This window comes from Agrobacterium vitis (assembly GCF_037039395.1).
GTDB lineage: Bacteria > Pseudomonadota > Alphaproteobacteria > Rhizobiales > Rhizobiaceae > Allorhizobium > Allorhizobium vitis_E.
Window position 1 is genome coordinate 606,990 of sequence record NZ_CP146242.1, and the last position, 20,880, is coordinate 627,869.

18 protein-coding genes are annotated in these 20,880 nt (G+C 58.4%); 10 read left to right on the forward strand and 8 right to left on the reverse strand.

Annotation, left to right across the window (positions count from 1 at the left end):
- The first annotated feature begins 104 nt into the window (after positions 1-104).
- The 3 genes from V6582_RS05430 (at position 105) to V6582_RS05440 (ending at position 1,408) form a co-directional block, all read left to right on the forward strand.
- Positions 105-602 (forward strand): hypothetical protein, encoded by a 498-nt coding sequence (locus V6582_RS05430; protein ID WP_156631540.1) that lies wholly within the window; start codon positions 105-107, stop codon positions 600-602.
- 150 nt (positions 603-752) lie between these two features.
- Positions 753-1,001, forward strand: a complete 249-nt coding sequence (locus V6582_RS05435) for a hypothetical protein (RefSeq protein ID WP_156533937.1) — start codon at positions 753-755, stop codon at positions 999-1,001.
- Positions 1,002-1,114: 113 nt separating this feature from the next.
- A complete protein-coding gene (locus tag V6582_RS05440) occupies positions 1,115-1,408 on the forward strand; it encodes a hypothetical protein (protein ID WP_234889647.1) in 294 nt (97 codons plus the stop codon).
- A gap of 40 nt (positions 1,409-1,448) precedes the next feature.
- Here V6582_RS05440 and V6582_RS05445 read toward each other — a convergent pair whose 3' ends face one another.
- Entirely contained in the window at positions 1,449-2,654 is a 1,206-nt protein-coding gene (locus V6582_RS05445; RefSeq protein ID WP_156631541.1) for an ROK family transcriptional regulator, read from the reverse strand.
- 397 nt (positions 2,655-3,051) lie between these two features.
- Here V6582_RS05445 and xylF point away from each other — a divergent pair, with 397 nt between their 5' ends.
- The 3 genes from xylF (at position 3,052) to V6582_RS05460 (ending at position 6,534) form a co-directional block, all read left to right on the forward strand.
- Entirely contained in the window at positions 3,052-4,092 is a 1,041-nt protein-coding gene (gene xylF, locus V6582_RS05450) for a D-xylose ABC transporter substrate-binding protein (protein WP_156631542.1), read from the forward strand.
- A gap of 325 nt (positions 4,093-4,417) precedes the next feature.
- The gene (locus V6582_RS05455) at positions 4,418-5,731 is read left to right on the forward strand and encodes a sugar ABC transporter permease (RefSeq protein ID WP_156631543.1); all 1,314 of its coding nucleotides are present in this window, start codon (positions 4,418-4,420) and stop codon (positions 5,729-5,731) included.
- 17 nt (positions 5,732-5,748) lie between these two features.
- Positions 5,749-6,534 carry an ATP-binding cassette domain-containing protein gene (locus V6582_RS05460; protein ID WP_156631544.1) on the forward strand — a complete coding sequence of 262 codons (786 nt, stop codon included), beginning with the start codon at positions 5,749-5,751 and terminating at the stop codon, positions 6,532-6,534.
- A 25-nt stretch (positions 6,535-6,559) separates the two neighbouring features.
- Here the strand turns inward: V6582_RS05460 and V6582_RS05465 are convergent, their stop codons facing one another.
- A complete protein-coding gene (locus tag V6582_RS05465; RefSeq protein ID WP_156631545.1) occupies positions 6,560-7,432 on the reverse strand; it encodes an undecaprenyl-diphosphate phosphatase in 873 nt (290 codons plus the stop codon).
- Between the two features lie 338 nt (positions 7,433-7,770).
- Between V6582_RS05465 and V6582_RS05470 the strand changes: the two genes are divergently transcribed.
- A complete protein-coding gene (locus V6582_RS05470; protein WP_156631546.1) occupies positions 7,771-9,588 on the forward strand; it encodes a HAMP domain-containing methyl-accepting chemotaxis protein in 1,818 nt (605 codons plus the stop codon).
- Between the two features lie 394 nt (positions 9,589-9,982).
- On the opposite strand, the gene V6582_RS05475 is transcribed toward V6582_RS05470, so the two are convergent.
- From V6582_RS05475 to V6582_RS05485, 3 genes are all read right to left on the reverse strand, one after another.
- Positions 9,983-10,966 (reverse strand): hypothetical protein, encoded by a 984-nt coding sequence (locus V6582_RS05475; protein ID WP_349508928.1) that lies wholly within the window; start codon positions 10,964-10,966, stop codon positions 9,983-9,985.
- Positions 10,967-11,195: 229 nt separating this feature from the next.
- A complete protein-coding gene (locus V6582_RS05480; RefSeq protein ID WP_156631548.1) occupies positions 11,196-12,470 on the reverse strand; it encodes a hypothetical protein in 1,275 nt (424 codons plus the stop codon).
- 310 nt (positions 12,471-12,780) lie between these two features.
- The gene (locus V6582_RS05485; RefSeq protein ID WP_156631549.1) at positions 12,781-14,364 is read right to left on the reverse strand and encodes a helicase HerA-like C-terminal domain-containing protein; all 1,584 of its coding nucleotides are present in this window, start codon (positions 14,362-14,364) and stop codon (positions 12,781-12,783) included.
- 286 nt (positions 14,365-14,650) lie between these two features.
- Between V6582_RS05485 and V6582_RS05490 the strand changes: the two genes are divergently transcribed.
- From V6582_RS05490 to V6582_RS05500, 3 genes are all read left to right on the forward strand, one after another.
- Positions 14,651-15,040, forward strand: a complete 390-nt coding sequence (locus V6582_RS05490) for a hypothetical protein (RefSeq protein ID WP_060718996.1) — start codon at positions 14,651-14,653, stop codon at positions 15,038-15,040.
- Positions 15,041-15,268: 228 nt separating this feature from the next.
- Complete coding sequence (locus V6582_RS05495) at positions 15,269-17,455, forward strand: methyl-accepting chemotaxis protein (protein ID WP_156631550.1); 2,187 nt, start codon at positions 15,269-15,271, stop codon at positions 17,453-17,455.
- Between the two features lie 345 nt (positions 17,456-17,800).
- Positions 17,801-19,951: a methyl-accepting chemotaxis protein gene (locus V6582_RS05500; RefSeq protein WP_234889648.1), complete on the forward strand. Its 2,151-nt coding sequence runs from the start codon at positions 17,801-17,803 to the stop codon at positions 19,949-19,951.
- A 60-nt stretch (positions 19,952-20,011) separates the two neighbouring features.
- Here V6582_RS05500 and V6582_RS05505 read toward each other — a convergent pair whose 3' ends face one another.
- The 3 genes from V6582_RS05505 to V6582_RS05515 all read right to left on the reverse strand — a co-directional run bounded on the left by V6582_RS05505 (position 20,012) and on the right by V6582_RS05515 (position 20,755).
- Positions 20,012-20,179, reverse strand: a complete 168-nt coding sequence (locus tag V6582_RS05505) for a hypothetical protein (RefSeq protein WP_156631552.1) — start codon at positions 20,177-20,179, stop codon at positions 20,012-20,014.
- 123 nt (positions 20,180-20,302) lie between these two features.
- The gene (locus tag V6582_RS05510) at positions 20,303-20,584 is read right to left on the reverse strand and encodes a class I SAM-dependent methyltransferase (RefSeq protein ID WP_337739236.1); all 282 of its coding nucleotides are present in this window, start codon (positions 20,582-20,584) and stop codon (positions 20,303-20,305) included.
- Positions 20,585-20,587: 3 nt separating this feature from the next.
- Complete coding sequence (locus V6582_RS05515) at positions 20,588-20,755, reverse strand: hypothetical protein (protein ID WP_156631554.1); 168 nt, start codon at positions 20,753-20,755, stop codon at positions 20,588-20,590.
- Positions 20,756-20,880 lie beyond the last annotated feature (125 nt).

Below are 20,880 nucleotides of genomic sequence, written 5' to 3' on the forward strand. Positions count from 1 at the left end.
GCTGATGGTAAACCGCGCTCGTGCTTTTATGCGACGTCTGTTATCGGTCTGTTTCGGTGACAGTATCGAGGCTGAGGCTTTGGCGGCCTTACCCAGGAGCGGAAATGCAGTTTTTCACCTCAGAATGGGCGACAGGCGATCAGGATGACGGTGATCCGGTGGCAGAATACGCCCGGTTCCTGAGCACCCTGGACAAAGACGGCGCTGTTTACACATTCGCGACATCGGTCAGTTTGAATGATGCGATTCTGGAACATGCCGTTTTCGAGCAGGCTTCGAAAACCTTCAAGCTGGTTCTCCTGACCGGAGATCTTCAAATTGGCTATTGGCGGACGGAAATCCAATACACCAATGCGACACTCATGGCGCGTGAGATTCTGGCCGAGGCCCTGCATGACCATCCCACGGAAATATGGTATGATGAGTTCTTCTCCAATAGCGATCGGCTGTCGCATGGCTTTTTGCTGGTACCGCGCCGTGTCCGTTTGTCGGATGGCCTCAGCCAGGAATTCAGCGTCCAGTTCACCTCATTCAGTTACACGCAACATGCGGTAGCGAACAGAGAGATCACCCCTCCAGTCACTGGCTTTGAAATTCGGTAAATCATTTGCACCGAAGGAGTGCCGCACTGGAGGTTCTCTGGGACACAAGTCAGGTTTAAAATAAGCCGATGATCGACCAACGTTCCATCGACTCTTATTGACATTTTGCGCAAATTACGTATTTTACACACTGATTAAAGGAGACCGGTCATGGCAATTCAAGTTCCCGCCAGTGCTTTTTCCCGGCAATTTGGCAAAATCCGCGAGGAAGTCTACGACGTCGGCGTGATTGAAGTCACATCTCATGACCGTGTTGTGGGTGCTTACATTAGCCCTAGAGAACTTGAGCATTTCAGGAGATTGAAGAGCCAGGAAGTTCACGTTTTGCACGCGAGCGAAATTGATGACGATCTCCTGGGCGAAATTGAAAACGCACAATATGGCGTGATTTCCAAGTGAATCTGCCGGATCCTGTTCCGGGTCTTGTGATCCGTTTTGGCTACACCTGGCATAAAGATCGTTTCAGGAAGGATAGGCCCTGCGCGATCGTGCTGACGTCTCAGGAGTCAGGCATGGTCACGGTGGTTCCGATCACCCATTCCTATCCAGAAGTCGGAGAAGAAGACCAATCCATTCTCATCCCAGAGGACATCTGCAAGGCTATCGGATTGGATCAGGAGGCTAATTACGTCCGCTTATCTGAAATCAATCAGTTCACATGGCCCTCGGATCGGCTGGCTCCCTTGCCGCACGATCAAACCCGTTGCGACTATGGCATGGTTCCGGAGAGCTTCTTTGTTGAGATTCGCAAGAAACTCGCGGAAATCGTCAGAGCGAAGCGGATGAAAGCCCTCAAAGTCGATTGATCCATGATGGCTCGCATGACAGGATCGCAGAACAGTTGCGTCATCCCCCAACCCCAAACAACCGCTCATCAATCGCCCTCAGCGCATGGTCCACATGCCCCTCCTGCACCAGATCGGCCTCGTCTCCAACCAGAGTGATCGAGGGCATACCGTCCAGCCGTACTTGCAGGGATTGGGCAAGGCCCTCCTCTATGCCCTGCGCCAGCAGGTCATAATAGCGGGTGCCGGGGCCGGTGATGATGACGGGGAGCGTTTCGTGGAGGCTGAACACCCGTGACAGGCCTTGGCCCAACGCCAGCCCCGCCTGGCGGAAGGCATATTGGGCCATGCGATTGCCCTGGCGGGCCGAGAGCGCGATCTTGTCCATTTCGGTAATCGGCACGAACTTGGCGGGAATGGTATCGGGCCGCACTTCAAACGCCATGCGCAGGATGCCGTAGAAGCCAGCGGAGGCCTCGATACAGCCGCTCGCGCCGCAACCGCACAATTTGCTGTCAGCGGTATTGAGCATATGGCCGAAATTCGGGGCGCTGACCGCCACCGTGCCATCCGGCACCGGCCTTGCAATGCCAAGCCCGATGCTGTGGCCGAGCGATAGCGCAATCAGGCCGCGAAACGTGCCATCTTGAGCGTCCATGCGGCGGCTAAGACCGTGGGCCACCAGCAATGTCTCGTTGCTGAGCAGAGCCATGGCCCCATCGAAATCACCAAGGCCCGCCTTGATGTCGAGCGGTTGCCGACCGAATACCGGTGTCCAGAGCAGTCTTGCGCCGCCCGCACCGACAATGCCTTTGGAACTAACGGAGAGAACGGCGACTTTTTCCGGCTCCAGTTTCGAGCGGCTGGCCAGACGGGCAAGGTTGCGGCCAAGTCCGTCGATAAAGCCCACCGCCGACACATCAAGCGGGCGCGGCTCCTCGAAACGGTCCATCAGCGTGCCGCGATAATCCGACAGGGTGTAATTCAGCCGGTCGGAGGAAATCCTGACCGACATCACATAGGCGAAATCCCGGCGGCGCGACAGTGCGACACGCGGCCTGCCCCGTGCGCCAGCGACCTGCTGCTCATGTCGCTCGATCACGCCGGCCTGTTCCAGCTCACTGGTAATGGCGGTGACCGTTGCCGAGGCAAGACCGGTCACGGCAGCGATTTGGGTATGGGACATGGCCTGCTCTATCCGCAAAGCGGCGAGAACCAGGGCTGAATTCTGGCGGCGGACCTGTTCGGTGCTGGATTTCATCAGCATCGATACGCCGACCTATTCCTATCTTCTGTTATCTCTTCCTGAACCACATGCCCCTCCCAAAGCATCTGTTTCACTGCAACGTCCCTGTTCTTCTGGGTCATCCTGAACCAACAAGGTCTGATTTCTCTATGACCCATTTCTCATTTCGGGAAAAGCACTCTTCCTTACCCCCTGGGTAAACTCACAGGTGTTGCAGTCCTCGCCCATCACCCGTTTATGGTCCCCACAGGCATATTGACAGGGTCTAATTCTTCTGCCAGTTATTTTCTCGACTGTCGAGAAAAACAATCATCCGGCTTGAAAGAGCCTGGCGCTTGGCAAACAGAGGCAGTTTTCTGGCAGCGTGGCGGCGGACGAGGAGGTCTGCCCGCGCTGCCTTCACCTGGGGAGGTTTACAATGAAATCCGTTTTGAAACTGATGGCAGTTGCTGCCGTCATGACGTCTGCCTATGCTCCTGTTCATGCCAAGGATCTGGTGGTTGGCGTATCCTGGTCCAACTTCCAGGAAGAGCGCTGGAAGACCGATGAAGCCGCCATCAAGGAAGCGCTGAAGGCGCATGGCGCCAAGTATATTTCCGCCGATGCCCAGACATCCGCCGCCAAACAGCTGACCGATATCGAAAGCCTGATTGCCCAGGGTGCCAATGCGCTGATCGTACTGGCGCAGGATTCGAGCGCCATCGGCCCGGCCATCGAAAAGGCTGCGGCTGAAGGCATTCCTGTCATCGGCTACGACCGCCTGATCGAGAACCCCAACACCTATTACATCACCTTCGACAACAAGGAAGTCGGTCGCTTGCAGGCCAAGGAAGTGATGAAGGTCAAGCCCACAGGCAATTACGTGTTCATCAAGGGCGGCTCGACCGACCCGAACGCCGATTTCGTGTTTTCCGGCCAGATGGAAGTGCTGAAAGACGCCATGGCCAGCGGCAAGATCAAGAATGTCGGCGAAGCCTATACCGATGGCTGGAAGCCGGAAATTGCCCAGAAAAACATGGAGCAGTTCCTGACGGCCAACAACAACAAGGTCGATGCGGTCGTCTCTTCCAATGACGGCATGGCGGGCGGCGTTGTCGCAGCGCTGGAAGCACAGGGGCTGGCCGGTTCCGTGCCGGTTTCCGGTCAGGATGGCGACAAGGCAGCGCTGAACCGCGTGGCGCTTGGCACCCAGACCGTCTCCGTCTGGAAAGACAGCCGCATGCTGGGCAAGAAGGCCGGTGATGTGGCTGTAGCTCTGGCTGGCGGCAAGAAGATGAGCGAAATCCCCGGCACCGCCAAGTTCAAGGGCGGCACCAAGGGTGTGGAAATGGAATCGCAATTCCTGATGCCGCAAGCCATCACCAAGGACAATCTCAACGTTGTTCTCGATGCCAAGTGGATCACCAAGAGCGAGTTGTGCCAGGGCGTGAAAGCCGGGGCGGTAGCAGTCTGCAAGTAAGGGCTGGTGGGGAGCCGTAGCAGCGGAAACATGCGCTGCGGTGTGTGGCTTACCCCCCTCTGCCCTGCCGGGCATCTCCCCCTCATGGGGGGAGATCAGCAAGCGGTTTGTCCCTCGTTCTTAATTCATGATCGCGCATCTAAGCGCGTAACGTGTCAAACGAGATGAGCGCTCATCTCCCCCCTTGAGGGGGAGATGGCTGGCAAGCCAGAGGGGGGTGCCGCGGGCTGCGCCCGTCAAAAGCACCCTATCCCGCGCCACGACAGTTCGCCATCAAGCGTGCATCTGACGCAGATCTTTAAGATCATAGAGGAGTACCCGATCCATGGTGGATCACACAATCGGCGCAGCATCCAACAGTGCCCGTCCAGCAACGGTCAGTCCCTGGCGGCGGTTTTTGAACGCCACCGAAATCGACACCCGGCTGATGGGCATGGTGATCGCGCTGCTGATCATCTGGTTCGGCTTCCACATTCTGTCGGATGGGTTGTTTCTGACACCGCGCAATCTGTGGAACCTGTCGGTCCAGGCCGCCTCGGTCTCGGTCATGGCCACGGGCATGGTGCTGGTCATTGTTACGCGCAATATCGATCTGTCCGTCGGATCGATCCTGGGCTTTGTCGGCATGATGATGGCCGTTACCCAAACCAAGTTTCTGCCGCAACTGCTCGGCTACGATCATCCGCTGATGTGGGTGCTGGCGCTGACGCTCGGCATTGTCATCGGCGCCGCAATCGGGGCGTTTCAGGGCGCCATCATCGCTTTTCTCAACGTGCCGTCCTTCATCGTCACGCTCGGCGGCCTGCTGGTCTGGCGCGGCTGCGCCTGGATGGTGACGAGCGGCGCGACCGTCGCGCCAATGGACACCCGCTTTCGCCTGATGGGCGGCGGCGCGGATGGCTCGATTGGGGCCACCGCCAGCTGGGTGGTCGGGGTCATCGCCTGCGTATTCATCGTGTTGTCGATCCTGCATTCCCGCCGTCAGCGCAAGCGGTTTGGCTTTCCGCTAAAGCCCATCTGGGCCGAATATTTCATGGGGCTGATCGGCTGCGGCGCGGTGCTCGGTTCCGTCAGCGTGCTCAACAGCTATTACATGCCGGTCAATCTGGCCCGCAAATATGCCGAGGCCAACAATATCGCCTGGCCGGACAGCGGGCTGGAGATTTCGCTGGGCATTGCCATTCCCGTGCTGATCGCGCTTGGCATTGCCATGGTCATGAACTTCATCACCAACCGCACCCGGTTTGGCCGCTATGTGTTTGCCATTGGCGGCAATCCGGAAGCTGCCGTGCTGGCGGGCATCAAGACCCGCTGGGTGACGGTGCGGATCTTTGCGCTGATGGGTGCGCTCTGCGCCATTGCCGCGGCGATTTCCACCGCCCGTCTCAATGCCGCCACCAATGCGCAAGGCACGCTGGACGAGCTTTACACCATTGCCGCAGCCGTGATTGGCGGCACATCGCTGGCTGGTGGGGCTGGCACCATTGCCGGTGCGGTATTGGGTGCCATCGTCATGCAATCGCTGAATTCGGGCATGGTGCTGCTGGGCATGGATACGCCGCTGCAAAGCATCGTTATCGGCATGGTGCTGGTCGTCGCGGTCTGGCTGGATACGGTTTACCGCGCCCGCACCCGATAAAAAGCAGGAGAAACGTTATGACACAACAGAACACGCCTCTTGTGGAAATGAAGAATATTTCCATCTCCTTCGGCGGTATTCACGCCGTCGATGATGCCTCGGTGGATCTTCATGCAGGCGAGGTCGTCGCCCTGCTCGGCCATAACGGTGCGGGCAAATCGACGCTGATCAAGATCCTGTCGGGCGCCTATAAACGCGATACCGGCGAGATCCTGATCAATGGCCAGTCAGCCGACATCAGCAATCCCCGTGATGCCAAGCGCCACGGCATCGAGACCATCTACCAGACGCTGGCCGTTGCCGACAATGTCGATGCCGCCGCCAATCTCTATCTGGGGCGCGAGTTGCGCACCCCCTGGGGGACGCTGGATGATGTGGCGATGGAGGCCAAAGCGCGCGAGGTGATGGGGCGGCTCAATCCGAATTTCCAGCGCTTCAAGGAGCCGGTGAAAGCGCTGTCAGGCGGCCAGCGGCAATCGGTGGCCATTGCCCGCGCCATCCTGTTCGATGCCCGCATCCTGATCATGGATGAGCCGACCGCAGCGCTGGGTCCGCAGGAAACCGCTCAGGTGGGGGAACTGATCCTGCAACTGAAAAAGGAAGGCATCGGCATTTTCCTGATCAGCCACGACATTCACGATGTCTTCGATCTCGCCGACCGGGTGTTTGTGATGAAGAACGGCAAAGTGGTCGGCCATGCCCGCACTCAGGATGTCACCAAGGATGAAGTGCTGGGCATGATCATCATGGGCAAAGTGCCGCCCGGCGCCGTGCCTGGCCCCGGGGCGATGCAAGTGGTGTGAGGCCCGGAATTACGAGGACCAAAGGTTACGAAGCCATGCCGGAGGCGGCAGCTGCCAGCAGGACCACGCCCAGAATGATCCGGTAGATCACGAAGGGCCAGGTAGAGAAACGCTCCAGGAAGCGCATCAGGCCCCAGATGGCGATGAGCGAGGAGATGCCGCCCGCCACCAGGCCGACACCGAGCAGCGCCCAGCCATGGCTGTCCAGCGCCAGCTTGTGCAATTCCCAAACCTCTTTGAGACCGGCAAGAAGAATGGCGGGCAGGCCAAGCAGGAAGGAAAAGCGGGCCGCTTCCTCTCGCTTGAAGCCCAGCGCCAGGGCCGCCGTCATCGTCGCGCCGGAGCGCGACACGCCGGGGATCAACGCGCCGACCTGGGCAAGACCGACGAGAAGAATATCCAGCGGACGAATGCTGGGCAGGTCGCGGCGATGTTTGGCCAGAAGCTCGGTGGCGGCCAGCAGCCCGCCCATGACAAGACAGGCCAGCCCCACGGCCCACAGGCTGCGCAGCGGCGAACCACAACTGTTCAGCGTATGCGACAGCGCCAGCCCGGCGACGATAATCGGCAGCGTGGCGATCAGAATCCACAGCACCAGTTGGAAATCAAAATTCTCAAAGTCACGGCGTTTGACGGCGCTGATCGAACCGCTGGCAAGCCCGTAAATGTCGCGCCAGAAATAGCTGATCACCCCGACCAGCGCGGCCATCTGCATGGCGGCGGAAAAGGCGGCACCCGGATCGGGCCAGCCCAGCAGCGCTGGCACCACCCGCATATGGGCCGAGGAGGAAACCGGCACCAGTTCCGTCACCCCCTGCACCACTCCTAGAAACGCGGTCTGGATAAAACTCAGATCGACAAAACCCGTTGCCGAACCCACCACGCATGCATCCGCCATCTTGTATCCCTTGCCTTACCCGCTCATCGCTCGTTCTGGCATCAAACGTCAGGCGTTTTGAAACCGTGACCATGGCATAAGCAAGACAGTATATTGCCGGATCGTGACAGAATACCAAAAACAGTACAGCAAGTAGGCGTTTTGTGCTGGCGCCAATCTCAAGACGAGAGCGCCCTTTCCACTTCTATTTTTACGGGAAACCAAAGTGTTGACTAGGGTTTCTTGACATTATTCAATATTATTAATGTTTAAACCTATTTGTCTCTAAACTTAAGATTAGCAACACCACAATGGTAACTCTGCAAGAAAGCGGGCCCTGCGGCTCTGGAGATTAAAAAATGCGCATCTCTCTTGGTCAACTTCTCATATCACTGTTCGCAGTCATTCTTCTGGTGGTCGTTGGCCAGGGCATTTATGCGGTGACGTCGCTGAACACCATATCGGACGGGACCAATCAGATCGTCGATAAGCGGGTTCCATCCTTCATCCTCATGGGGCAGATCAACGCCGATCTGGGCGATATCCGCGTGGCGCAGAGCAATTATCGCAGCGCCAACACACCTGAGCAACGAGCCGTGTTTCTGGGATCGCTGAACAATGCCTATGACGCACTGGCGCGGGCTAGAAAGCAGTATGAGCCGCTGATCGTCGATAAAGAAGACCAGGAGCTTTACGACACCTTCTCCAAGGACTGGGCCAAGGCCGAGCAATTGTGGCAGCAGGTCAAGACCTTGACGGATAGCGGCAGCGCGGATGAGGCAAAACAGCTGTTTCTGGGAGACTCCCTGGCGACCTATGCCAAGGCCGGTGACGATATCCAGGCCGCTGTTGACGATCTGGCGGGCAACGTTAAAGACGAAGGCGCCTCCAACGCCGAGCAGATTTCCCTGGCCACGACCGTGACCTATATCGCCCTTGCGTTAGCGTTCAGCATCGGCATCGGTGCGGCAATGATCAGCAGTCTGCGGGTCGTGCGTCCCTTGAAGCAGATGACGGACAATATGCGCACCTTGTCTTCCGGCGATACCAGCGGCAGCGTGCCTTACATGAGCCGCAAGGACGAAATCGGCGCCATGGCCGCAGCGCTTCAGGTGTTCAAGGACGGAATATTGCGCAACCGCGCCCTGGAAGCCGAAGCCGCCAGCGCCCGCGAAAAGGCCGAATCCGAAAAGCTGCGCCTTCAGCAGGACGCCGAAGCGGCAGCGCAGAAGAAGTTGCTGGAAGCAACCTCCGGTCTTGCATCCGGCCTGAAGCGCCTGGCCGCCGGTGACCTCGGCTTTGAACTGAAAGAACCTTTCGCCCCGGAATTCGAGGCTCTGCGTCTCGACCTGAATGCTGCCGTGGTCCAATTGGGCAGCACGATTTCCACCGTTGCCACCTCTGCTAACGCTATCAGCGACGGCTCACGCGAAGTCAGCCAGAGTGCGGACGATCTTTCCAAGCGCACGGAACAGCAGGCCGCATCTCTGGAAGAGACCGCCGCCGCACTGGACCAGATCACCGTCAATGTCAGCAATTCCTCACGGCGTGTCGAAGAAGCGCGTGGCGTGGCGAAGGAAGCCAACAGCAGCGCGGTGCATTCCGGCCAGGTGGTGAGTGAAGCCATCAACGCCATGCAGCGCATCGAGCAGTCCTCCAACCAGATTTCCAATATCATCACCGTCATCGACGAGATTGCCTTCCAGACCAATCTTCTCGCCCTGAATGCCGGTGTCGAAGCCGCCCGTGCGGGCGAAGCGGGCCGTGGCTTTGCGGTGGTTGCCACAGAAGTGCGGGAACTGGCGCAACGCTCGGCCAAGGCCGCACGCGAAATCAAGGAACTGATCAACAAATCCACGCAGGAAGTGGAAAACGGCGTTCGTCAGGTGCAGGAAACCGGCGACGTTCTGAAAGCCATCGAGCATCACGTCACGACAATCAACGGCCTGATGGACGCCATCGCCACCTCCTCGCGTGAACAATCGGTCGGCCTGTCGGAGGTCAACACCGCCGTCAACCAGATGGATCAGGTCACCCAGCAGAACGCCGCCATGGTAGAAGAAACAAGCGCCGCCAGCGCCAACCTTGCGCAGGAGAGCGTGCGCTTGCAACAGCTTGTCTCCCGCTTCATCGTTCCCGGCGGATCAAGAAGCTTTGACAACCGTTATGCGGCGTAAGCAGGCGTGAGGGGTTGGCTGGTTGGTGAAGCGCGGACGGCTCCTAGCATTTCTCCCTCCCTTTTTGTGAAATTGGGGGGAGGGAGAAGACGGATGAAGAGGCAAAGCTGTGGAGACGGTTGGGGGGCTGAATGTCTCTGGGAACTGAGGTTGCAAGCGCCATTATGGTTGCTATTCGCAAACAGTGGATATGAGTTCTGCTTGGAGACGTGACCGGCTTGGGGCCGATTTCAGTCTGTCGGCTTTCACGGATGCAACTCCGAAAGCAGACATCGCCGCTCCAACTCGAAAGAGGCTCGGGCTAGACTTTTAGTTGCAACGGGATTGGCACCTGGTCCATCAAAAATTGGCCTTAGGTATCGGCCTAAGAACGCAATGGGCCGGGATCCCTGAGTTAAAGCAGCTTGGGATTTTCGTCTGACTTACTCGACTTGATCTCCGAGTCCTGCGCTGTTGATTCACCGTCTTCCTGCACAGCATCAGAAGGTTCCTCTGCCACAGTTTCAGCCCTGAATGTCGACGGCGGAGGTGCGCTGGTCGTTGTCTTCGGCGCAGCTGCAACACTTGGAGCCGCCTCAAACTCGCTACTCAAGAGAGCTTTACGTTTCGCTCCGATAAAGTCCGCAAACACGCCCAACACCGCCTTCGCCTCAACGCTCAGAGCAGTCAGGTCGGTACGATTGCGGGCGTGAGCTCGCGCTTCAAGTTCTCGGGCGACTGGGAACAGATGAAAGCTGTTTTGCTCCTTCGCGAAGAACTCTGCAATGATCTCAGCGCGGACCGAAGTGAACATCTGATCCAAAGCATCCGCAGCCTGACGGGCTATAACGCGGCCGTTATTTACCCCCTTGGAGATTGCGGACAGCACCGTGTCGATGCTGTTTTTTACACGGTTGTCGCCAGCGTCTCCATATGTGACGCCTGCGTAGAGCATGTGATAACGCGCTTGTGACTGCTCGAAAGCCAGCTTCTCGAGTGCGGCATCCAAGGCCACGCAAGCAAGCCCAGCGGACAAATAGGCGCCGCGAAGGGCTTGCTCACGGTGTTGTGGCCGAGTTGCCGCTCGGTCCGAGAAGAAACGGAATGAGCTCATAGCCTTGTTAAACGCAGGAAACGGGGCAAGACTCACAACGGCAGATTTCGCGGCCGCGATTTGCCGTATCCAGTCACCGTCCTGCTTCTGGCCAGCGAAAAGCTGTATGCTGCCTTGGAGCTCTTCAAGACTCAGACGATCGTTTAAAAGGTCGTCACCGACCCACTGCCGAAGGTATGCCGCAGTCAACAGGGAGACTTTCTGTTGATGAGCGAAGCGGGCAACTTTCTGGCTGTTATCTGTCGTCGTTACAAATGCGCGATCACAGCCGAGCGCCAGTTGCATTCCACGCGCCCACATCACGCGTTCGAATGCCTTCGGTGACTTCTTATCCTTAACGTCGACGAGAGCCCGGGTACGTACAGCTCCCCCTGACGGCCGTAAAGCCACACATCGATGTCCGTAACGTCCTCATCTTCGAATTGGATCGAGACGCTTCGGATCGCGACAAATCCCTGTCGAGCAAAATACGCACGCGCCAGTTCCTCAAGTCCTGCACCTTTAGCCACCGTCTTCAACCCCCACTTCTCAAGCGATCGAGCGTGTCATGGACGAACCGCCTGTCAGCGACGTCATTTTTGTCACGCACCTCTTTTCTCGTCGCATGAGGACCCTTGAAGGCTCGCGCCGGGGAGCCGTCCATAAGAACAGCCTCTTGCGCAGCAGCTCCGCCGCGGACGATCGTCAAGGCGAGCTCGCCGACGTCTTTTTTGAGAAGGCGCATGGTGAACCTGCCAGAACTCTTCTTGATGACTTCGACTACTTGGCGAGCTTCGAGCTCGCGATAATCCTCGCCAATCGCGCGGATGCCGCCAGCACGCGCTGCGAGCTCGTCTCCTCGTACCAGTGCTTTGATGAGTGCTTCCGGCATCGTGATTTGGCCTCTGGTGTAGTTACTGCGAGTCTGCCCATACGTCAGAGATGCAATCAACGCCTTTGCATCGTCAATGGGGTCCTCTTCAAACGGCCGCCCGAACTTTTGGAAATCATTTGGCGACGCCACGTACCCCACGGACTCGGTACTGTTGCTTACCTCCATACGATCAAACAGGCCTACGCTGATGAGACGCCTGTAGAGGTCGGCGCCCAGCATTGTCTGGACGTCCATATCATACAAGGCGCCACGCTGCCTCAGCTTCTCTTGAACCTCGCTCAGCCTGGTTCGCTCATCCGCCTTGAGATTTTCGAGCACCTTGTATGCCTTCTGCGCGTACTGCCCATCGCGGAACGTGTGTGAATTAAACAAGATACTATGCCCACGCTCACCCTCTTCATCGATCAACGCTGTAACCTTCGACAAGTCGACGAGCGAGGTTGCGTCTGCCTTACTGAGCTTGTGTGTGTCGGAGATGTACTCCTCGGCCTCCGAGCGTTTCAACGGCTTGCCCGAGACGCGCTCCGAAAGATCTAAGATTGCCTGCTCCTCGGAACTGGGTCCTTGCTCATCAAAAATTTCGACCGTTGCTTCCAACACGGCTTGAGTGGTGGCGCCCAGGACCGCCACCGCGCCATTCTTCGTTAAGTCAATCCGACCAGCGTCCTTCAGGATTTGCAGCCCCATCTGCCGGGCCGGCTTGTCTATGCCGTTCAATTGACACACGTAGTTCACGATCTGGCTGGAGATGGTGAAGGTGTTCGCCTCATCTGATTGACGACGAAGCAGATTGTAGAGACGTCCGACCTTCCCCGAATAAGAAATATTCTCAAGCCGCGCCGTCCCGGCGCCAGAGAATGCGTCAAGGCTCTTTGATTGGGCGAGTAGCCACGCGCCCTTAGTTTTCGCTTCCATCCTACCTAGATTCCCGCCCCTGTACTGTGGAGAAGGGACAATGACAATGAATATCAAAAATTGCAAGTTCTCACCACTCAACCGGGCAGGAACAACTTCCCGTTTATTACCCTACAAAGGTCCCAGTAACTGCTAGTTTCGGGAGAATCACCACGCCTTCTGAACATCGGCGATGAAGGCGCATTGGCCGGAGAGGCTGCTTTTGGGAACTGGCAAAGTTGTTTTAATCGGCCGCAATGAGGGCGCAAAATTGTCGTCCGGTGATCAAACCTTTCCACATCGCGGCCCAACAGCTCCCACCAAGCCCCCCCTACCGCTTCAAACTCCCCAAAATCCCCCGCACCAGCGCCCGGCCGAGCTGGTTGGCGACTTGGCTGGCCAGCGAGCGGGCGGCGCTTTTCATCGCGGCTTCGATCACCGTTTGGCGTTGGCGGCCGGGGGGTGCGGTGCGGTCAGGCGCTTGGCGGGTGGTGGTGGTTTTTTGGTCTGGTGCTTCATCGCCAAAGCCCGGCAGTTTCCAGCGGCTGGCGGCGCTGCTGTCCTCGGTGCCGTCATCGGCTCTATCGTCGGCCCCGCTGCGTCCCGTGGCTTTTTCAGCCCGTTCCGCCAGGATTTCGAAGGCCGAGTGCCGGTCGATGGTGCGATCATAGAGGTTCGCCATGGGGCTGGCACCGATGATTGTCGCCCGTTCGCTGTCGGTCAGCGGGCCGATGCGGGCGGAGGGCGGGCGGATCAGGGTACGCTCGACCATGGAGGGCACGCCCTTGCCTTGCAGGGTCGAGACCAGGGCCTCCCCGGTGCCAAGTGCAGTAATCGCCTCTTCGCAGGAAAAGGCCGGATTGGGCCGGAAGGTTTCGGCGGCGGTCTTCACCGCCTTCTGTTCGCGGGGCGTATAGGCGCGCAGGGCGTGCTGCACCCGGTTGCCCAGCTGCGCCAAAATGGTTTCCGGCACATCCAGCGGATTTTGCGTGACGAAATAAACGCCGACGCCTTTGGAGCGGATCAACCGCACCACCTGCTCCACCCGTTCGACGAGAACGCTTGGCGCATCGCGAAACAGCAGATGCGCCTCATCAAAGAAGAACACCAGTTTGGGCTGCGCCAGATCGCCAACCTCAGGCAGTTCCTCGAACAGTTCCGAAAGCAGCCAGAGCAGGAATGTGGCATAAAGCCGTGGGTTCATCATCAGCCGGTCGGCGGCCAGCACCGAAATCGTCCCTCGCCCATCCGGCGCAACCCGCATGATATCCTGGATAGACAGCGCCGGTTCGCCAAAGAACTGGTCGGCGCCCTGGCTTTCCAGCAGCAGCAGCGCCCGTTGCAGCGAGCCGACCGAGGACTTGGACACCAGCCCGAACTGGCCCGACAGCGTGCTGGAATTTTCCGCCATATAGGTCAGCAGCGCCTGCAAATCCTTGAGATCCAGAAGCGCCAGCCCACCCTTATCGGCGATTTTGAAGGCAATGTTCAGCACGCCTTCCTGGGCTTCCGAGGCCTCCATCAGCCGGGCCAGCAGAAGCGGCCCCATTTCGGCGATGGTGGTGCGGACCCTATGTCCCTTTTCGCCATAGAGATCCCAGAAGGTGACCGGAAATTCCGCGAAGGGATAGGGCGAAAGCCCGATCTCCTCAGCGCGCTTGATCAGAAAATCCTTGGCCTCCCCCGGCGCGGCGATGCCCGACAGATCACCCTTGATGTCGGCGCAGAACACCGGCACGCCCGCATTGGCGAACCCTTCGGCCAGGATTTGCAGCGTCACGGTCTTGCCGGTGCCGGTGGCGCCAGTGATCAGACCATGCCGGTTGGCCAGTTTCAGATCCAGATATTCAGCTGCGTTGAAAGCATCATCCGGCTTGCGGCTGGCGCCGAGAAACAGTTTTCCATCTTCAAGCATCGTCACATCCCCTCGACACGCTCCCACAAAGCCATCCCGCGCGTGTTATCAAACACATAAGCGCTGCATGGTCTTGTCCTTCAATCGGTTTCGACTGAAGGACGTGTACAATCGCCGAATGCCCCTTCGGTCATGCACTTGTTGTTCTTAACAGAATATGGAACATCCTCAACTCCGTCATCGTCTTCACACGGCTTTGAGCAGATTGAACGCGCTTGCCGCTTGAGTTTGCGGCCTGAGTAAATTACGTTGACGTGAACGTCAAAAAACCTTTGAGGAGCATCCCATGAGCGAACTGGTCACCCGCATTTCCGACAATGTCGGCATCGCCCCGGACACGGCGGAAAAGGCGCTTGGCATGATGCTGGGCTTTTTGCAGCGCGAAGCCGATGACGGCGCGGTTGCCCGGATGATCGAAGCCATGCCCGGCGCGCCTGAATTGGTGGCCCAGCACAATGGCGAAGGCAAAAGCGGCGGCCTGCTGGGCGGCCTGATGAGCGCCATCGGCGGCGGCGGCATCATGGGTCTCGGTCAGCAATTGATGAGCCTTGGGCTTGGCATGGGAGAAATTTCGGCCCTTGCCAAGGAAACCATGGCGATTGCCCGCGAACATGCCGGGGATGAAGTGGTGGACAAGGTCGTGGCATCCGTGCCCGGGCTCAGCCAGTTCGTCTAAGACGGGCCGGTCACATTCTTCCTGCAAAACGCCTAATCCTTGCAAATATCTCAAGCACTTGATGCATTTGAGATATTTGCAATTCTTTCCAAGGCTGAACGCAGGCGCATCTGTGCCATCCTGGCGTTATTTCGGCAGGATATTTGGATTTGAACACCGAACATTAGCATTTATTTAGAAAATCAGAGATATGGTTCAGTGGTCTTTACAACCACTCGGAGTCTTTTGATGAAAATGCCAGTGCAATCGGTTTCAGCAAAGCTCCTGCTGGCGGCGGGGGTCGTGATAACGATCTCTCTGGGTGGCTTCTCAATTGTCGGCATATTTGTTACGAAAGCGCAATTGAGCGACAATATCGTGGCTGCGGCGACACAAAAGGCAGAGCTGGCCTCCAGACAGGTGTCGGCGGATATTACCAATGTGGTTTCTTCCGGCGCCAGCGTTGCGGCCAGCCTGTCGGGACTGATTGAAAACGGCGCGGGCAGCCGCGCCGATGTCATTGCCTCGCTGAAAAACATTCCGCCCCAATATCCAAGCATGTTCGGCGCATGGATGACCGAATTGCCTGATGTCCCGGCGGACCTCAAACTGCAAGGCACTGAAGGCACCAATAAGCAGGGTCGGTTCACGGCCTATTGGACCAAGGATGACAGCGGCAAGCTGGGATTTTCCACCTGGGAAATCAAAACCACCGAGCAATGGTATGCCGAACCTCTGGCAACCGGCAAAAGCCTGATTACCCAGCCCTATATCTCGACCACCGGTCAGTTGCTGACCTCGATCTCCTTGCCGGTGAAGGTGAATGGCAAAACTGTCGGGCTGGCGGGCGTCGACGTCAAGCTGGACGATCTCGCCGCGACAATCAGCGCTTTGCGGCCCTTCGAAGATGGCCGCATCATGCTGCTGGCCGATAACGGCAAGTGGCTCGTGAATACCGACAAGTCCCTGGTGATGAAGGACTATGCCGATACCGGGGCCGCCGAGATCAAGGCAGCGCTTGCCGATGGCAAGACGCGCATCATCCACGGCCTGCCAGATGGCGCGACACGTGTTGTCTTTCCCTTCACCAGCCCCGGCATGAACAAGACCTGGGCCACGGTTCTGGATATTCCGGAAAAGACCTTCACAGGTCCGATCAAGGAACAGGTCATCGCCATATTCACCAGTTGCCTGACCATGCTGACGCTCGGTCTTTGCCTGATTTACTTTGTCTCGACGCTGATCGTGCGCCGGCCCTTGGCAAATGTGGTGGCAGGCGTGCGTGTGATGGCAGGTGGCGACTACGATAAACCGATTGCAGGGACAGAGCGTCACGACGAATTTGGCACCTTGGCGACCGCGCTCGACCATTTCCGCCGCGAACTCGCCAATGGCCTGCGCGTGCAGCAGGAACAGGATTCCCTGCGCAAAAGCGTGGAACAGGACCGGGAACGCCAGAGCATGCTGGAAAAGGCCAAGGCTGAAGATCTGCTGAAATTTGTCCAGCAGGTTCAGGCTGGCTTCGATGCGCTGGCCGCAGGCGATCTGACCGTGCGCATGCAGGACAATGTCGCACCGGAATTTGAAACGATCCGCCAGAATTTCAACACCTCGGTGGCAAGCCTTGAAGAGGCCATCGGCGCCGTTGTCCACGCAATCGGCACGATCCGCTCCGGTCTTGGCGAAATCTCCGCCGCCTCCAACGATCTGGCGCGGCGCACCGAACAGCAGGCCGCATCGCTGGAAGAAACCATTGCAGCACTCGGCGATGTGTCACGCGCCATCGACGGCACGGCCGACGGGGCTGGCCGGGCGCAGTCGGTCGTTACCGCCACCCGCGATAATGCCGCCAAGGGCGGAGATATCGTCTCCCGGGCCATCGAGGCGATGACGGCCATCCAGGGCTCATCGGAAAAGATCGGCAATATCATCGGCGTGATCGACGAGATCGCCTTCCAGACCAATCTCCTGGCGCTGAATGCCGGGGTTGAAGCGGCCCGCGCCGGGGAATCCGGCAAGGGTTTTGCCGTGGTGGCGCAGGAAGTGCGCGAACTGGCCCAGCGCTCCGCCAATGCGGCCCGCGAAATCAAGGCGCTGATCTCCACCTCCAGCGCCCAGGTGGAAACGGGGGTCCATCTCGTCAGCGCCTCGGGGACCTCGCTGCAACAGATTGTCGACCAGGTCGCCAATATGAGTTCGACAATAACAGACATAGCCAATTCGGCCCGCGAACAGGCCACGTCGCTGCGCGAAGTGACGAATGCGGGCGATGTGATGGACAAGGTCACCCAGCAGAATGCCGCCATGGTGGAAGAAACCACCGCCGCAGCTCAGAACCTTGCCCAGGAAACCGAAAACCTCGCCCATATGGTCCGGCGTTTCCGGACCAATTCCACCAATTCCGGCCAGCCCCAACGCTACGCCAAGGCGTCGTGAGATCGGCATCCGAGCATAGATCCCATAGCTACGCAGATAAATGCCGCCGGGTTATTCCAGCGGCATTTTGCTTTCGCGATTTCGCTGCTGCATAATTCCTTAAATCGAAATCGATTTAAGGAATTATGCAGCGGATTTAAGTTGCGACAGCGTCCTTTGCGCGTTTTATAAAACGCACGGCGCTGTAGTGGAATAATTTTTTCACGAAAAAGATGAGTGCGGCGCAGCAATGCAGGTCCGGCCTTAGACTTTCGTTAGAATCTCTATGCAACCTTAGCTAAAATTCGGCAAACCGAGGGGCTGGTTGCAATGAGTATGCAGGTAAGGACTGTTTCAGGAAAACTTATGCTGGCGGCAGGCGCCGCGATGGCGGCGCTGATTGCCTCCTATACGGCATTCAGCGGCTGGGAAACCAGCAAGCGCGTCAATGACCAGGTGGTGGCGCTCGCCTCCGAAAAAGCGGCATCGGTCGCCAATCAGGTGGCGGTACAGATCACCGATGTCGTGTCCGCCGGAACCAGTGTGGCTGGCAGCCTGTCCGGCCTGATTGAAAACGGCTCACGCAACCGCACCGATGTGATTGCGCTGTTGAAGGGCGTTCCCACCCATTACAAAACCATGTTCGGCGCCTGGATGACCGAAGTGCCCGAAGCCCCGCAGGAGCTGAAACTGCAAGGTACCGAGGGCAGCAACAAGGTCGGGATTTTCGCCGCTTACTGGACCAAGGATGATAGCGGTAACCTGGAATTTTCCACCTGGGTCACCAAGACCGCCGACCAATGGTATGCGGAACCCTTGTCAACCGGCAAGGGGTTGATCACCCAGCCGTATATTTCCACCACGGGCAAGCTGTTGACCTCGGTTTCAACCCCCGTCGTCGTCAAGGGCAAGATCATCGGTCTTGCCGGTGTAGATGTGCAGCTGGGCGATCTTTCCGCTTCGATCAGCGCCATGACCCCATTTGACGGCGGCCGGGTGATGCTGGTGGCGGATAACGGCAACTGGCTGGTGCATCCTGACAAGGACACGCTGATGAAGCCCTATGGCGACACGGGTGCCGCCGATGTCAAAGCCGCCCTTGCCGATGGCAGGATGCGCATCCTTCACGGCCTGCCTGATGGTGCGACGCGGCTGGTCTTTCCTTTCACGGCGCCGGGCATGAACAAGACCTGGGCCGCCGTTCTCGATGTTCCCGCCAAAACCTTTTCCGAACCGGTTGTCGCGCAGGTGACATCTACTGCCATCAGCGGGTTGATCCTGCTGGTCATTGCCCTGGTGATGATCTACGGCGTTTCCATCCTTATCGTGCGCCGCCCGCTGGGTGACGTGGTGGACGCCGTGCGCCGCATGGGCGGTGGCGATTACCAGACGGACGTGACCGGCAAGACCCGCAGCGACGAATTCGGCATGCTGGCCTCGGCCCTCGACAGTTTCCGCCTTGATCTCGCCAATGGCCGGTCCGTGCAGGCGGAACAGGAAAAGCTCAGGGCCAGCGTCGAGAGCGACCGCGAACGCCAGACCGCGCTGGAACTGGCCAAGGCCGAAGATCTGCGCCATTTCGTTCAGCAGGTGCAGGCAGGCTTCGATGCGCTGGCCGCAGGCGACCTGACCGTACGGATGAACACCCATGTCGCACCCGAATTCGAGGCGATCCGCCAGAATTTCAACACCTCGGTCGCAGCGCTTGAGGAAGCGATGGGCTCGGTGGTTACCACCGTCGGCACGATCCGCTCCGGCCTTGGCGAAATCTCCGCCGCCTCCAACGATCTGGCACGCCGCACAGAACAGCAGGCCGCCTCGCTGGAAGAAACCATCGCCGCACTGGGCGATGTGTCGCGTGGCGTCAACGGCACCGCCGAAGGCGCGGGCCGCGCCCAACATGCCGTCACCGCCGCCCGTGACAATGCCGCCAAGGGTGGCGACATCGTTGCCCGGGCCGTGGAAGCGATGACCGCCATCCAGGGCTCATCGGAAAAGATCGGCAACATCATCGGCGTCATCGATGAGATCGCGTTCCAGACCAATCTTCTGGCCCTGAATGCCGGTGTGGAAGCCGCCCGCGCTGGTGAAGCCGGTAAGGGTTTTGCGGTGGTTGCCCAGGAAGTGCGCGAACTCGCCCAGCGGTCCGCGAATGCCGCCAAGGAAATCAAGGCACTGATTTCCACCTCCAGTGCGCAAGTCGAGACCGGCGTCGGCCTCGTCACCGCATCCGGCGCCTCGCTGAAGGAAATCGTCGAGCAGGTGGTCGAGATGAGCACTACCATTACCGACATCGCCAACGCCGCCCGCGAACAGGCGACCTCGCTGCGCGAAGTCACCGCCGCTGGCGACCAGATGGACAAGGTCACCCAGCAGAACGCCGCCATGGTGGAACAAACCACCGCAGCGGCCCAGAGCCTGACCCAGGAAACCGAACACCTCGCCCAGATGGTCCAGCGCTTCCGCACCAATGCCGGAGGCTATGGCCAACAGCAGCGGTATGCCATGGCGTCCTAAGTTGAGGAATGACATAAGGGGGCGGCTGCGCTGCCCCCTGCCCTGCCTCGCACACAATATTCAAGTGACAAAGGGCTCAAGGGCCGACGAAGATCGAGGCGTGAAATCGCTCAAGACCACCTCGCCAGAGGCCACCGGGTTGCTGTCGTAAAACCGCTCGATTGCCGCATCGTCCATCATCACTAGAATATATTCCTGGATGATCTGGTAGTAGTGGTCCCGCAGCACGGTCGAATCCGGATCGAGATTGGTGACGCAGACGGTGCCGGTCGGCTGGGTATCGACGAGGGTGATGTGCAGGTCTGGCCGATAGGTCTTGAGGATCGGGACGATTTTCCAGACATCGCCGGTCTAGGACGGGGCATTGTCGCGGTCACGCCTGCCAGCCATATTAAAGACCCGTTCGGTCATTTCCGCGTTGATCGGCAGGCAATCGTCCAGCAGGATCACCGTGTCACGGTGGGCGATCCGCTCGCTGTTGATGAAATCGCGCAGCAGATATTCAAACTGGTGCAGGCCATCGAGGAAAACCACGTCCGGCGACCGGCCCAGGATCACGCGCGGATCGTGATCGCGGAAAAATGCGTCGCTGGTCATGCTGTAGAGATGCAGCGCATTCTTGTTGGCAAGTATGTCTTAGCGGATCTTGAACTCCGGATCGACACCGATGGCCTCGCATCCGACCCCTGACAGCGTGCCACCATCGCGGACCCCGACTTCGAGATAGCCGCGCGCCTGTTTCTTGCCAGCAATCGCGGCAATGAAGTCGCGGTAAGCAGGGCCTTGATGATTGCGTCTGAACATGTTTTCAATTTCCTCGCCTGGAGATGGCCCGATCCAGGCCAAAACTGCCCCCTCTCTGCAATGCAGTCATGGAGGAGCCACTCATTCGAAGAATCATTGAAAATGACACTTCGTATTCCCTTTGA